Origin of the sequence: Azospirillum cavernae, from assembly GCF_003590795.1 — a bacterium.
GTDB classification, from domain to species: domain Bacteria; phylum Pseudomonadota; class Alphaproteobacteria; order Azospirillales; family Azospirillaceae; genus Azospirillum; species Azospirillum cavernae.
On record NZ_QYUL01000001.1, the window covers coordinates 1,040,178 to 1,053,471 of the forward strand.

Genomic DNA, 13,294 nt, shown 5'->3' on the forward strand with positions numbered 1-13,294 from the left:
AACCTGATTTGGTTGCCCCGATCAGTCCCCGCCATCACTCAATGGGCGGCTGACGTTGCTCGCGCACCATGTCGGCCAGCAAATCGGGCATCATCGGGCGCCCGAAATGATAGCCCTGCAACAGATCGCAGCCGACCGACACCAGGAAGTCGCGCTGTTCGACCGTCTCCACCCCTTCGGCCACCGTGGTCAGGCCAAGGCCGTGGGCCATGCCGACCGCCGCGCGCACCAGCGCGTTGCTTTTGGGGTTGTCTGGCACGTCGATGACGAAGGCGCGGTCAATCTTCAGCTTGGCCACCGGCAATTGCTGGACGTAGCTGAGCGAGGAATAGCCCGACCCGAAATCGTCGATGGCGGTCTGGATTCCCAGCGCCGACAATTCACCCAGCGTCTTGACCGCCACCTTCAGATCGCGCACCGCCGCCTGTTCGGTGATCTCCAGCCCCAGATGCGGGCGCAATTCCGGGCAGCCGCTCAGCAGCTCTTCCAGCCGCAGGGTCAGGTTGCCGCGCAGAAATTGCTGGCCGGAAATGTTCAGGAACACCCGCTCCGGCAACACGCCCTCGGCGTTCCAGCGCATCATCTGACCGATGGCGGTGGACAGCACCCAATCGGTCAAAGGCACGATCAGGCCGCTTTCCTCGGCCACCGGAATGAACTCGCCGGGCGACACCGCGCCCAAGCTTTCATGGTTCCAGCGCAGCAGCGCTTCCGCCGACACCACCCGTCCGGTCTTGGCGTCCACAATCGGCTGATAGACCAGATACATCTCGTTCCGCTCGATGGCGTGGGTCAGATGCACGGTCAACAGCATGCGCCGGGTCGCCGCCGCCGCCATTTCCGGGGTGTAGAAACAGACGGCGTTGCCGCCGTCATGCTGAACCGCCTGCAAGGCCAGCTTGGCCTTGGCGTTCAGATCCTCCAAGGTTTGCGCCGCGCCGTCCTGCAACGCCGCGCCGATGGACAGCCGCAGCCGCACCCAATGGCGGTCGGCGTAGATCGACGCGGTCAGCCGGTCGTGCAGCACGTCGGCCAAAGTCTGGGCGTGGGCGGCCCCGGTGACGCGGGCCAGCGCCGCGAACTCGTCGGCGGCGATGCGGCACATGTAGGTGTTGGGCGGCAGAACCTCCATCACCCGGCTGACCATCGCCTTCAGCGCGGCGTCGCCGACATGGAAGCCGAACGCCTCGTTGATGTCGCTGAACTGGTCGATGTCCAACGTGAACAGGGCGTAGCCACCCTCCCCGACACCGCTGGTTCCGGCCAGCAGGGCTTCGCACTCCTCCAGAAAAGCGGTGCGGGTCAGAACGCCGGTCAGCGGATCGTGCCGCGCCAGATAGGAGGCGCGCTGCTCCGCCGCCAGACGGTCGGAAATGTCGCGGATGATGCCGACAAAGCTGGTGTTGTCGCCCAACCGCGCCTCGCCGACGCTCAGATGGATGGGGAAAATGCCCCCGTCCTTGCGCTTGCCCAACGTGTCGCGCCCGATGCCGATGATCTTGGGGCGTTCGGTTTTGACATAGGCGCTGATGTATTTGTCGTGGTCGCGGGCGAAGGGCGGCGGCATGAGGATCGTCATCGGTTGCCCGATCAACTCCGCCTCCTCATAGCCGAACAAGGCGCAGCAGGCGCGGTTGATCGAGCGGATAAGCCCGCTGCGGTCGGACACGATGATGCCGTCAACCGCCGCGTCCAGCAGGGTGGCGACAAACGGATCCCGGCGGGTGACGAAATCGGCGATCCGTTCGGGATCCCCGGTTTCAATCAGCATCCCAAGAAAGCCAAGGGTTTCCCCATCGGCGCCCTTGTGAATCACCATGTTGCCGCTGAGAATCGAACGGCGGCCGTCGCACCCCGTCGTTTCGCAATCCACCAGAGCCGACAGGCCGGATCGTTTCAGAGACGCGATGGCCGCGCCAACCGAACGCGCCACGGCGTGATCGACGGTGGCGAAGGCCGTTCCAACCAAAGACTGCGGCGTCCGATCCAGCACGGCGGCAAAACGGCGATCCGCGTGTCGGCAGACGCCATCCCGGTCAATATAGACCAGCGCCAGATCCGCATGATCCAGCAGGCTGGACGCCAGCGACGACAAAAAGGCCAAGTCGCGGGGGAATGCCCCGCTCGCCGCGCTGTCCGTGTCTTGCAAATCTTCCGCCGGGTGTTCGAGCAAGGAGTTTTCCGTTTTCACCAAGGCCGCAGCATCATTGCGGGATAAAAAAGATCGGCGCGGGAAAGCATTATGACCCGCCGCGCCGCATTTTCCAATGTTTCCGCACAATCTCCTGTCACGACGGGGAAACGCGGAAAAACCGGCGACGCTTCGCCAAACCCCTTGGCCCGCAAGCCCGCTTCGGCAATTCACCAAACAGCCCCCATGGTGTGGACGGCCCAAGCATAAGGAGATGGTTCAATCGGTCGCATGTTTTGTCACGGTCAATCAGCACTGAAGCGTTGTGACAAAAGACAGACGGAAGCAATCCCAAGTTGGTCGATCCGCCAAAGCGAGGCATCATCATCCCGAAACCGCACAACCTTGACAAGTCATAGGCTTAACAGCCAGGACGGATCATAGGCGTTCTGTCGAAAGACATACGGAATAGGACGCCGCGCACCGACGTTAACCCGACGATCGGGCGACGGACATCCGCCGCCCCGACATTCGCAGCGCAACGATGGGGAGTATCGCCATGACACCGGCATTCCACCACATTCGCCATGCCGACGGGCGCGCGTATTACGAAGGTCGTCCGTTAAGCCTCGCCGACGCCCATCTGATGCTGAACGACGACATCCTCCGCCGAACCGTCCGCCCCGGCGCCTATCTTCGGGTTGACCGAGCGGAACTGATTCTGGAATCCGGTTCCGCCGCGCAGTGACGCCAAGCGCGCCGTTGGGCGGCACTGTCGAGGATTGGCGCGGGTTGTTTCAATTTGTTACCCTAATATTGCGGCGTCTTCAGCGCGTTGCGTACAGAATGGCGCTCATCTGTTCCAGAAGGGAATGCCGCTGGGCCGACAATGCTGAACGCAACCAACCCGATGCTCGACGCGATGGACATCATCCGGGGAACCGACGTCATTTCGGATGAGAAAAAGCGCGTGCTGTTTCAGGGCCTGAACGATCTGCGTCGCCACAACTGCCCGCCCCCGGAGCATTGCGCGCAGTGCCCAACATCCAAACGTTGTATGGCCGCCATTGCGGATCTGCTCGGCTCCTAGGATTCGCACTTGCAACGCCCTGTCACGCACACCGACGACGACGCGACGCTCTGTTCGATTGAAATTCTCGCCGAAGCGGTTGAGATGGCCTTCGTTCCCGGCGTTCTGGAGTTGCGCACCCTGCGCGACGCCTTGCAGGACGCCCTGACATCCAACTCATCGGACGCGATCCGGCTGGCCTACAGCGCCTTCAGCCGGGTGGACCGCGATTTCCGCCAGCGCATCAGCCATCACGCCCTGTCTCTGGCCAGTCTGCGCCGCCAAAACGCTGGCCCGATCCTGCGGACGGCGCGGCGCTGAACGTCCAGGGCAACGAAGTCAGGTTAACGAGGCCGCATTGCAAGATCGGAAAATGACATTGAACACGGATAAACACGGATGCCGACTGCGTCGGCCCACGGATGAACACGGATCAAGTGAAATTTTTTATCCGTGTTCATCCGTGTTTAAAATTCATCCCTCATATTGGTTACGTTTCGTTAACCTGACTTCGTTGCCCTGGCTGAACGCCCCCTCCCTTGACTGCGGCGAAAGCCCAGCGGCGCCCCGGAACCATTCGCCATCCTCCGCGTTGATTGGGGACAGACCCACCGCACAGGAGCTTTCCAATGAACAAAGACCGCATCGCGGGCGCCGCGCACGTCACCAAGGGCGCCGTGAAGGAAAAAGTTGGCGAGATTCTTGGCGACGCCTCGCTGACGATTGACGGCAAAGCCGAAAAGGCCGCCGGAAAAGTTCAAAACGCCATCGGCGGCGCCAAGGACGCCATCAAGGACGCCTTGCCGTAACACTCTGAGCCGAAACCATCCGGCTCTTTGAACGTGACCGGGCGCGCGCGGCTTCTCCCATCCAGGGGCCGCGCGCGCCTTGTTCGTTTTACGCCGCCGCCTGGATCGCCTGCCGGTCGGCCAGACGCAGGGTCAGCAAGCGGGCCAGCCCCCACAGCGCGCTTTCCGCCTGCCCCAGCGCCGCCAACAGCCGCGTGCGCTCGTCCAGGGGAATGCCGCTGTCCGATTCCAGATAGCTCTGGCGCAGCCGCGCGGCGGCTCCGCCCTGATCGCCGATCATGCCGTGGATCATCCGCAGATCGTCAACGTCGCCGCTCTCCAGCGCCGCCAGCGTTTCCAGCAACACCGCGTCCAGCGCCTCCAACAGAATGTCGGCGAAGCGCCGCCCAGCCTCCGACAGGGGGGCGGCGCCAAGCTCTTGGGTGAAGTCGAACAGGTGGCGTTCCAGCGCGCGGGCGTGATCCTGGCTTTGCAACACCCCCATCAGCACCGGCACCAGCGGCGGCGGCATCGTCCGCTTGCACAGATTGCCGACAAAGCCGTCGATCTCCTTGGACAGCGCCGCCAACGCTGTGTGCAACGCGGCGGCCTTGCCCGTCCGCTTGGCGTCGTTGTCGGTCCCGTCGCCTGACCGCGCCAGCGCCAACAGCGGGGCCAACGCCGCCCGGTAGCGCGTCTGCTCCTTTTCCAGCAGGCGCAACGCCGATTCCGGCTCCTCCACCGCGCGGGCGAAGAGGTATTTCGGCAGGGACAGATCCTCGTCCTCGGTCTTGCCTTGGCCGATGCGCGACAGCAGCCGCGCCATCAGCGGCACGAAGGGCAGCATCACCACCGTGTTGAAGATGTTGAAGCCGGTGGAGTAGGTGGCGATGGCGATGGGCACCAGCGGATAGCTGACCGCCCCGCCCGCCCCCGTCACCGCGACTCCGGGATCGCCGCCCAGCGTCCAGGCGACCAGTGTCAGCGACAGCGGAAACAGCGGCAGCATCAGCAGCACGCCGATGACGTTGAAGGACATGTGGGCGTAGGCGGTGCGCCGCGCGTTCAAGGACAGGTTGAGCGCCGCGACGTAGGAGGTCGCCGTCGTCCCGACATCCGCCCCCAGCGTGAAGGCCAGCGCCGTGTGCCAATCCATCACGCCCGAGGCCCCCAGCCCCATGACGATGCCGACGGTGGCGGACGAGGAATGGATGATCGCCGTCACCAGCGCCGACAAGGCGACGCACAGCAGGATGCCGCCATAGCTGTCGGCGGACAGCAGGGTGAAAACCTCCATCATCGCCGGGGCGGAGCGAATCGGGCGGAAGCCGCTGGTCAGCAGATCCAAGCCGTAAAAGATCATGCCCAACCCCAGAATCGCCAAGGCGGAGTAGCGGATCTTCGGCGTGCCGACGAAGAGATAGACCAGCGCCGCCACGCCGATGACCGGCAAGCCCCATTTGCCGATGGGCAGGGCGACGAAGACCGTGGTCAGCGTCGTGCCGATGTTGGCGCCCATGATGAGGCCGATGGCCTGTTCCAGCGTGACGATGCCGCTGTTGACGAAGCCGACCACCATCACGGTCATCACCGTGCTGGATTGGATGACCCCGGTCACGAAGGTGCCGGTCAGCAGGGCGAAGATGCGGTTGGTGGTGAAACGCTCCAAAATCTGGCGCATCCGCTCGACCGCCAGCGATTGGATGCCGTCGGACAGAAACTCCATCCCCAGCATGAACAGCCCGAGTCCGCCCAGAACCCGAAACACCATGTCTTGAATGACGCCGCCGTCCATCCCGTTTCACCCCTTTGTCACAGAAGCGCAAAGCATAAGCGGCTTTTTGGTTCGTGCGCATGGGGAAGTCGTAAGACGCGCGTGGAAATGCGCTGTTGCCGCCCCATCGCGCCCTATCTATGATGCGCCGCCCCGGCCAGATGGTCGAACGACGCGCTTAGATTCGGATCCCATGCTCCAGTTCATTCGCAATTTCGCCGGTTCATGGGTCGTCAAGATCCTGTTCGTGCTGTTGATCCTCAGCTTCGGCATCTGGGGGATCGGCGACGTGTTCCGCTCCAGCACGCCAACCTCGGTGGCCGAAGTCGGTTCGGTGGAAATCGGGCGCGAGGCGCTCGACCAGGAATTCCGCCGCCAGATCGAACGGCTGCGCCCGATGCTCGGCGGCAATCTGACCGCCGAACAGGCCAAGCAGTTCGGCCTGCTCGAACAATCGCTGCAATCGCTGATCCAGCGCGCGCTGTTCGACCTTGCCGCCAAGGACGCCGGAATCGCCGTCGGGCCGGAGGTGGTCAAGCTCCGCATCGCCGACGAACCGGCCTTCCGCAACCAGCAGGGCCAGTTCGACCCGAACATGTTCCGCACCGTGCTGCGCAACAATCAACTGACCGAAGACGGCTACATCGCCCTGATTCGCCGCGAGACCGCGCGCGAGTTGGTCGCGGGCGCCGTCAACGCCGGGGTCGCCGCGCCCAAGACGCTGACCCAGGCGCTCTACCGCTTCCGTGGCGAAAAGCGCGTGGCCGAGGTGGTGACGCTGACCAACGCGTCCGTCGGCGACGTCGGCAGCCCGGACGAGGCCGAGATCACCCGCGCCTATGAGGACCATCAGGTCCGCTTCACCGCGCCGGAATACCGCGCCCTGACCGTGGCCCAACTGTCGCCCGACGCGCTGGCCGCCGACATCAAGATCGACGACGCCCAGCTCCGCGCCGCGTACGACGAGCGCGCCGCCGAATTCGGCACGCCGGAAAAGCGCAACATCCTGATGACCGTCGTCGATGACGAGGCCAAGGCCAAGGCCATCGCCGAAGCGGCCAAGACCAAGGGTCTGGCCGACGCCGCCAAAGAGGCCGGGGTCGAGCCGCTAACGCTCGACGGCGTCGCGCGGGCCGAACTGCCCGAACTGGGCGACGCCGCCTTCGCGCTGGAGCAAGGCAAGACCAGCGAGCCGATCAAGAGCGGGCTTGGCTGGCACGTCCTGGCCGTCACCGGCGTTCAGGCCGGATCAACCAAGAGCTTTGACGAGGTGCGCGGCCAGCTCGCCGCCGACATCCGCAAGGAAAAGGCGCTCGACGCCGTGTTCGCCATCGCCAACCGGGTCGAAGACCAGCTCGCCAGCGGCGCGCCGCTGGAAGAGGTGGCGAAGGCCCAAGGGCTGGTGTTGAGCAAGGTCGCGGCGGTGGACAGCAGCGGCAAGGCCCCGGACGGCAAGGACGCCGCCCCCACCCTGCCCGCCCTGAAGGCCCTGCTGCCGAACGTCTTCCAATTGAAGGCGGGCGCGGCCACCAACCTGTCCGAGGGGCAAGGCAGCGTCTTCACCGCCGTCCGCGTGGACAGCGTGATCCCGGCGGCCCTGCGTCCGCTGGCCGAGGTGCGCGATCAGGTCGTCGCCGGCTGGCAGAACGACCAGCGCGCCGCCCTGGCCGCCAAGAAGGCCGAAGAGATCGCCACCAAGCTGACCAAGGGTCTGGAGGCCGCCGCCCAGGACGTCGCCAGCCAGTCCGGCGCCAGCGCCGCCATGACGGTTCCCTTCGCCCGCGACGCCAAGTCGGTGAACGGCCTGCCCGGCGATCTGGTGGCCAAGCTGTTCGCCGCCAAGCCGGGCGAGGTGGTCAGCGGAACCAGCGCCGATTCGCAGATCGTCGCCCGCCTGCGCGAAATCATCCCCGCCGATCCCGCCGCCCCGGACGCGACGTTCGGCCCGCTGGAGACCAGCGTCAACCAGGGCGTGGAAAGCGATCTGATGGCCCAGTTCGGCGCCGCCCTGCGCGTCCGCTACCCGGTGCAGATCCACCGCCAGCGCATCGACCAGTTCTTCGCCGCCAACAACTGAGACGCGCGGCCCCGCCGCGTCCGTCCTCTGACAAAGGTTCGATCCCGTGAAGGTCCAGCCCGAACACACCGCCTTCGACGCCGTTTACGCCGCCGGACGGCCCCAGGTGGTGTGGACCACCCTGGTCAGCGATCTGGAAACCCCGGTGTCGGCCTACATGAAGCTGGCGGACGGGCGGCCCTTCGGCTTTCTGTTGGAATCGGCGGAGCGCGGGGCCGGGTCGCGGCGCGACCGCTATTCGGTGATCGGCTTCAAGCCCGACGTGGTGTGGCGGTCGCGCGGGTCGAAGGCGGAGATCAACCGCGACGCCCTGCATGATTCCGCCGCCTACCAGCCGCTCGACGCCGCCCCGTTGGAGGCGTTGCGCGCGCTCATCAACGAAAGCCGCATCGACCTTCCGGCGGAGCTGCCGCCGATGGCCGCCGGTCTGTTCGGCTATCTGACCTACGACATGGTCCGTCTGATGGAGCGTCTGCCCGACGCCAACCCGGACGAGCTGAACATTCCCGACGCCATCCTGACCCGCCCCAGCATCGTGGCGATCTTCGACAGCCACACCGATTCGATCACGCTGGTCACGCCGGTCTGGCCGAAGCCGGGGGTGGATTCCGCCGCCGCCTACGCCGACGCGCGCGAACGGCTGACCGACGCGCTGTCCGATCTGGAACGCCCGCTGCCCTACCGGCGCGAGCCGCGCAGCGAAGCGGGCCTGCCGCTGGCCTGGACGTCCAACACGACCCAGGCCGAGTATCACGCCATGGTCGAGACGGCGAAGGAGTACATCCGGGCGGGCGACATCTTCCAGGTGGTGCCGTCGCAGCGCATCCGCTTCCCCTTCAAGCCGTCGCCGCTGGCCCTGTACCGCACGCTGCGCCGCCTGAACCCGTCGCCCTTCCTGTTCCATTGCGATTTCGGCGAGTTGACCGTCGTCGGCTCCAGCCCGGAGATTCTCGTCCGCGTGCGCGACGGCAAGGTGACGGTGCGTCCCATCGCCGGAACCCGCAAGCGCGGCGCGACGCCGGAGGAAGACCGGGCGCTGGCCGACGATCTGCTGAGCGATCCCAAGGAATTGGCCGAGCATCTGATGCTGCTCGACCTTGGCCGCAACGACGTCGGCCGGGTGGCGAAGATCGGCACCGTCAAGGTGACGTCCAAGATGATCGTCGAGCTGTACAGCCACGTCATGCACATCGTGTCGAACGTCGAGGGCGACCTGGACCCGAAATTCGACGCGCTCGACGCGCTGGTCGCCGGTTTCCCCGCCGGAACCGTCTCGGGCGCGCCCAAGGTCCGCGCCATGCAGATCATCGACGATCTGGAAAAGGCCCGGCGCGGCGTCTATGCGGGCTGCGTGGGCTATTTCGGCGCGTCCGGCGCCATGGACACCTGCATCGCGCTCCGCACCGCCGTGCTGAAGGACGGCATGATGTATGTCCAGGCGGGCGGCGGCGTCGTCGCCGACAGCGACCCAGAATCCGAATATCAGGAAACCGTCAACAAGGCCAAGGCCCTGATCCGCGCGGCGGAAGAAACCGTGCGGGCGACGTCGGAACGGTGAGAGGCCGTTTTCGCCAAGTATCGAACAGATATCAAAAAATACATCTGCACCCACTTTAAACCTAGAATTGATTTTGGAGATCAAAAAAGCTCCGGAGGTTACTCCGGGGCTTTGCGGTCTCTCACATCAACATCAGGCGTTATCTTCTCAACGCACCGTGGCTTGCTCTCAAAAACTGATTTTCTTTCGCCGCAACCGTGCCTGTTAATACCATTTTTGAATCTTCCAACCTGAGATAGACTAACCAAAAGCATTTCGCCTTAAGTACTTCGCAACTTTTTCCACAACATCCACTTGCCCGCCATCCCAAGCGGCCATTTCTAAGTCGCTGTTCATTGCTCTTGACTTAGTTCTCTTGCTCACACACTTGACAGATGCATCCTCATATATTAAAAACGGAATAATATTCGATACTTTCTTCAGTTCAATTTCTTTGGAAAACAGAATTGCCTCCAAAGCTCTTTGCTCACTTAATGCTGGAAATATTGCTGCCGTCTTTCCACTCTTATGTTTTACAATTATATCAACAACGTAATCTGACAGCCGAGGAACAGGTGCCTCGTCCGTCGATATTGTTGCTTCTCCGCCCAACCTTTCCGTTATCGCCGCAAGCAGGTCATCACGAAATGTACCAACCACCCTTTCTCTCGTGGTGAACAGGAGGTCCTGAACGCGAGTCAGGAACGACAGAAACTGAGCCACCTGAGAGCCAGCATCCGCCTCCGGCACCCAGTCCGAATGGAACAAAACATCGGTCTCATCATATGTGATGCTGTGCTCCCTTAGCAGCGTCCCCATGATCTCCAAGCGAGCGTCCGTCGATAAATCGACGCCAGCACCTTCCAGCTCGCTAATGGTTAGACCATCATCTTCAAATCTGATGAGCCCGCCCTTAACACGGCCATAGAAGGTCAACGCATCTCCCGTAAACCATGAGAATGGTGATTTAATCGCAAAACCCATCGGCACGGGGCGAACTACAAAGCCAGCACAGAGCGATAGGCAAATTTGCTCTTTGAGGTTCATAGAAGTCCCCCCTGAGCCTGGAACTGAAAACGCGCCGCCGCAATGGACACTGCATTTCCCTTTGTAACCTTAAACTCAACACTACAGGGAGTATCAGACGAGCGCGGCCAGCCAGACATCCTATCCATATCCCGAAGAACACCAGGAAGAGCAGTCGTTACATTACCACGAATATAATGGCAATGCCAGTTCCGATGCGAAACATGCAACTCGTGATGGCACAAGACGATTGTATCTTGACCTTTTTCGAGACCAAGAACTGCGGCATAGTACTGTCGCTCTAGGTTTAATTTGATTAAAACTCGAAAGCGCTCATTCAACGCCTCAAATGTTACGATGCGCCACTCCCATCCGCGACCGACCACGACACCGGCCTTGGACTTCGAGAGGGGAAATTGCCCCTTGGGAACCTTCCCCTCCTTCCATTCCTGCACCTTCACATTCCGCTTTTCTGCACGGATAACATCAACAAGATCCATTGAACCGGCCTCACCACCACCTTTAGCGAGAAATTTCATCACATATACGAAGCCCTGACAAGACTGCCAATTCTTAAAAGGGTCTCTAATTATATTTTATACAATAATTCGGATACACACTCGGCATTGTCAGAATTTTTTGATTGGCTTTAAAAATCATAATCCATCACGAAACCCCTTTTGGAAAACACTGTTTTGTTTTGTGAATTATAGATATATTCCATCTCGTCAGAGAATAAAGAGAGAAAATTATAACAACTCCCAGTCCTACGACGAACTGAGAGCTTCTATATGGGGAAAGTCGACAGAAAATCTTCCTCACACCTTGATCGACGCGACGAAGCGGTCGGCGTCGGTTTCCAGTTGGTGCAGTTCGGTGGTGAGCTGACCGGCGGAATACATCATTTCGATGGCGGATTTTCCGGTTTCGGCGGCGGTGATCGCCATGGTGCTGACGCTTTCCGACACTTCATGCGAGTTGTGGGTGGCGCGGTCGACCGCCGAGGCGATTTTTTGGGTGTGCTCCAACTGCTGGCTGACGGCGGCGGACACCTCGCTCGACAGGACTTGAACCTCCTCCACCGTGCTGCGGATGGCGCGGATGGCGTCCACCACGTCCGCCGTCGCGCCCTGGATGGCGCCGATCTGGCTGCCGATGTCCTCGGTGGCCTTGGCGGTCTGGTTGGCCAGCACCTTGACCTCTTGCGCCACCACGGCGAAGCCCTTGCCAGCCTCGCCCGCGCGGGCCGCCTCGATGGTGGCGTTGAGGGCCAGCAGGTTGGTTTGCCCGGCGATGTCGGTGATGAGGCGGACGATCTCGCCGATGCGCTGCGAGCTGTCGGCCAGCGCCTGCACCGCCGCGTCGCTCTGGCGCGCCCGGTTGACCGCGCGCTCCACCGCCGTCGAGGTGGTGTTGACCCGCCCGCCGATCTCGCCGATCGAGGTGGTCAGCGTTTGCGACACCGTGTTGACGATGCCGACCACCTCCGACGTCTGATCGGCCTTCTCGGCGGTGTGCAGGGCCTGGTTCTTCATCGTTTCGGCGATGTCGCGCAGCAGATGGGCGCCGTTGCGGATCTGCTCGGTGGCGCTGCCGACGGTGCCCAGCACCCGGCCAAAGGCCACGTCAAAATCATTGGCGACGACGCGCAGCGACGCCTTGCGGTCGGCCTCGGCCCGGCGTTCGGATTCGCGCGCTTCGATTTCCAGATCGTGGGTGCGTTGCAGATTGTCCTTGAACACCGACACCGCGCGGGCCATCGAGCCAATCTCGTCGCCGCGCTTGGTGCCGGGAACGGCGGCCTCGCGGTCGCCCGACGCCAGCTTTTCCATCGCCGCCTCGATCAAACGCAAGGGGGTGGTGATGCTGCGGGCGACGAACAGGCTGGTGACGATGAAGCCGACCAGCAGGACGGAGCCAGCCATCAGGGCGTTGGCGATGACGTCCTCACGAACGGCGTTCTGTTTGTCCACCGCCCCGGTCATGCCCGAGTTCGCGTTGACCAGCAGCGCGTCGAAGCGCGGCACCAGCGCCTGGAAGGTCTCGTTGAAGCTCGCCACCTGGGCGCGGAACGCCTTGCTGCCATCGACGAATTTGCCGAGATCCCCGCGATAGACGCGCGCCAGCTTTTCCAGCTTGACCTGGGTGGCGTCGTCCAGGCCGGAATCGGCCAGGAAGAAGGTGAATTCGTTGAAGGCCTTGCGGTGGCCGGACAGCATCCCCTCGTCCTGATAGATGATGAAGTCCTTCTCCATCTTGCGCATCGATTCCATGCGGCTGGTCAATTTGTCGGCGTTCGGCCACTGCTTCAACTCGTCCTCGATCTGCTTGGCCGAGGTCCGCAGCTTGCCGCGCAACCCCGCCTCGTCGGTCAAGCCCAGCTCCTTGGCCTTGTCCACCACATTGGTGAACTGGCCGTTCAGACCGGCCAGCCCCTGCGTCACCTGGTCGATGTCGTTCGCCTCCATCAGGACGCCGGCGCTGCTCTTGATGTCGGTCAGCAGGCCCACCGCCTCGTTGGCGTTGGCCTCGAAGGAGCGCGCGGCGTCCTCGTCCCGCTCCATCACGAAACGCTGGCCTTGGAACTGCAAACGGGCGACCCGGCGCTCGATGTCGGTGGTGCGCTCGTAAATCTCGCGGAAGCGGTTCATTTCCGCCGTCGCCTCGAACACCTGCCCCGCCCCGACGACGATGGTCCCCCCCAGCAAGCCCAGCGTGACCAGCGAGGCGACGACCAACAACGCGATCCGCGTGCCGATGGAGAGGTTGGACAGCATGGGCCAGGGTTCCTTTGGACAGATCCGAACGCCCGCAAGATCAATCCTGACCAAACGGAGCGGCCAACATGTACGCCGCTGTGACGACGTCCTTGTTAAGCTTTGGTGTCGTTTT

At 62.7% G+C, this 13,294-nt stretch carries 11 protein-coding genes; 6 read left to right on the plus strand and 5 right to left on the minus strand.

Annotated elements, in window-relative coordinates:
• Nucleotides 1-34: 34 nt before the first annotated feature.
• Entirely contained in the window at nt 35-2,173 is a 2,139-nt protein-coding gene (locus tag D3877_RS04925) for a putative bifunctional diguanylate cyclase/phosphodiesterase (protein WP_119830791.1), read from the minus strand.
• A gap of 517 nt (nt 2,174-2,690) precedes the next feature.
• Here D3877_RS04925 and D3877_RS04930 point away from each other — a divergent pair.
• The 4 genes from D3877_RS04930 to D3877_RS04945 all read left to right on the plus strand — a co-directional run bounded on the left by D3877_RS04930 (nt 2,691) and on the right by D3877_RS04945 (nt 4,009).
• Nucleotides 2,691-2,879 carry a hypothetical protein gene (locus D3877_RS04930; RefSeq protein ID WP_119829607.1) on the plus strand — a complete coding sequence of 63 codons (189 nt, stop codon included), beginning with the start codon at nt 2,691-2,693 and terminating at the stop codon, nt 2,877-2,879.
• A 162-nt stretch (nt 2,880-3,041) separates the two neighbouring features.
• A complete protein-coding gene (locus D3877_RS04935) occupies nt 3,042-3,221 on the plus strand; it encodes a hypothetical protein (protein WP_147395083.1) in 180 nt (59 codons plus the stop codon).
• A 9-nt stretch (nt 3,222-3,230) separates the two neighbouring features.
• The gene (locus tag D3877_RS04940; protein ID WP_119829609.1) at nt 3,231-3,521 is read left to right on the plus strand and encodes a hypothetical protein; all 291 of its coding nucleotides are present in this window, start codon (nt 3,231-3,233) and stop codon (nt 3,519-3,521) included.
• 308 nt (nt 3,522-3,829) lie between these two features.
• Nucleotides 3,830-4,009, plus strand: coding sequence for a CsbD family protein (locus tag D3877_RS04945; RefSeq protein WP_119829610.1), 180 nt, complete (start codon nt 3,830-3,832; stop codon nt 4,007-4,009).
• Nucleotides 4,010-4,097: 88 nt separating this feature from the next.
• On the opposite strand, the gene D3877_RS04950 is transcribed toward D3877_RS04945, so the two are convergent.
• Complete coding sequence (locus D3877_RS04950; RefSeq protein ID WP_119829611.1) at nt 4,098-5,783, minus strand: Na/Pi cotransporter family protein; 1,686 nt, start codon at nt 5,781-5,783, stop codon at nt 4,098-4,100.
• Nucleotides 5,784-5,955: 172 nt separating this feature from the next.
• Here D3877_RS04950 and D3877_RS04955 point away from each other — a divergent pair, with 172 nt between their 5' ends.
• The gene (locus D3877_RS04955; RefSeq protein WP_119829612.1) at nt 5,956-7,839 is read left to right on the plus strand and encodes a peptidylprolyl isomerase; all 1,884 of its coding nucleotides are present in this window, start codon (nt 5,956-5,958) and stop codon (nt 7,837-7,839) included.
• A 46-nt stretch (nt 7,840-7,885) separates the two neighbouring features.
• Nucleotides 7,886-9,397: an anthranilate synthase component I gene (gene trpE / locus D3877_RS04960; RefSeq protein ID WP_119829613.1), complete on the plus strand. Its 1,512-nt coding sequence runs from the start codon at nt 7,886-7,888 to the stop codon at nt 9,395-9,397.
• A 240-nt stretch (nt 9,398-9,637) separates the two neighbouring features.
• Here the strand turns inward: trpE and D3877_RS04965 are convergent, their stop codons facing one another.
• From D3877_RS04965 to D3877_RS29730, 3 genes are all read right to left on the minus strand, one after another.
• On the minus strand, nt 9,638-10,423 hold the full coding sequence (locus tag D3877_RS04965) for a DUF1828 domain-containing protein (RefSeq protein ID WP_119829614.1): 786 nt from the start codon (nt 10,421-10,423) through the stop codon (nt 9,638-9,640).
• Entirely contained in the window at nt 10,420-10,941 is a 522-nt protein-coding gene (locus tag D3877_RS29285; protein WP_147395084.1) for a hypothetical protein, read from the minus strand. The genes D3877_RS04965 and D3877_RS29285 overlap by 4 nt, the downstream gene beginning before the upstream one ends.
• 279 nt (nt 10,942-11,220) lie before the next feature.
• Nucleotides 11,221-13,179: a methyl-accepting chemotaxis protein gene (locus D3877_RS29730; protein ID WP_158599783.1), complete on the minus strand. Its 1,959-nt coding sequence runs from the start codon at nt 13,177-13,179 to the stop codon at nt 11,221-11,223.
• Nucleotides 13,180-13,294: the final 115 nt, after the last annotated feature.

Bases quoted from the DNA above. Each gene is read 5' to 3' on its own strand.
- D3877_RS04930 (WP_119829607.1), top strand. From the start codon at position 2,691: ATGACACCGGCATTCCACCACATTCGCCATGCCGACGGGCGCGCGTAT.
- D3877_RS04935 (WP_147395083.1), top strand. From the start codon at position 3,042: ATGCTCGACGCGATGGACATCATCCGGGGAACCGACGTCATTTCGGAT.
- D3877_RS04945 (WP_119829610.1), top strand. From the start codon at position 3,830: ATGAACAAAGACCGCATCGCGGGCGCCGCGCACGTCACCAAGGGCGCC.
- D3877_RS04950 (WP_119829611.1), bottom strand. From the start codon at position 5,783: ATGGACGGCGGCGTCATTCAAGACATGGTGTTTCGGGTTCTGGGCGGA.
- D3877_RS04955 (WP_119829612.1), top strand. From the start codon at position 5,956: ATGCTCCAGTTCATTCGCAATTTCGCCGGTTCATGGGTCGTCAAGATC.
- D3877_RS04965 (WP_119829614.1), bottom strand. From the start codon at position 10,423: ATGAACCTCAAAGAGCAAATTTGCCTATCGCTCTGTGCTGGCTTTGTA.
- D3877_RS29285 (WP_147395084.1), bottom strand. From the start codon at position 10,941: ATGAAATTTCTCGCTAAAGGTGGTGGTGAGGCCGGTTCAATGGATCTT.
- D3877_RS29730 (WP_158599783.1), bottom strand. From the start codon at position 13,179: ATGCTGTCCAACCTCTCCATCGGCACGCGGATCGCGTTGTTGGTCGTC.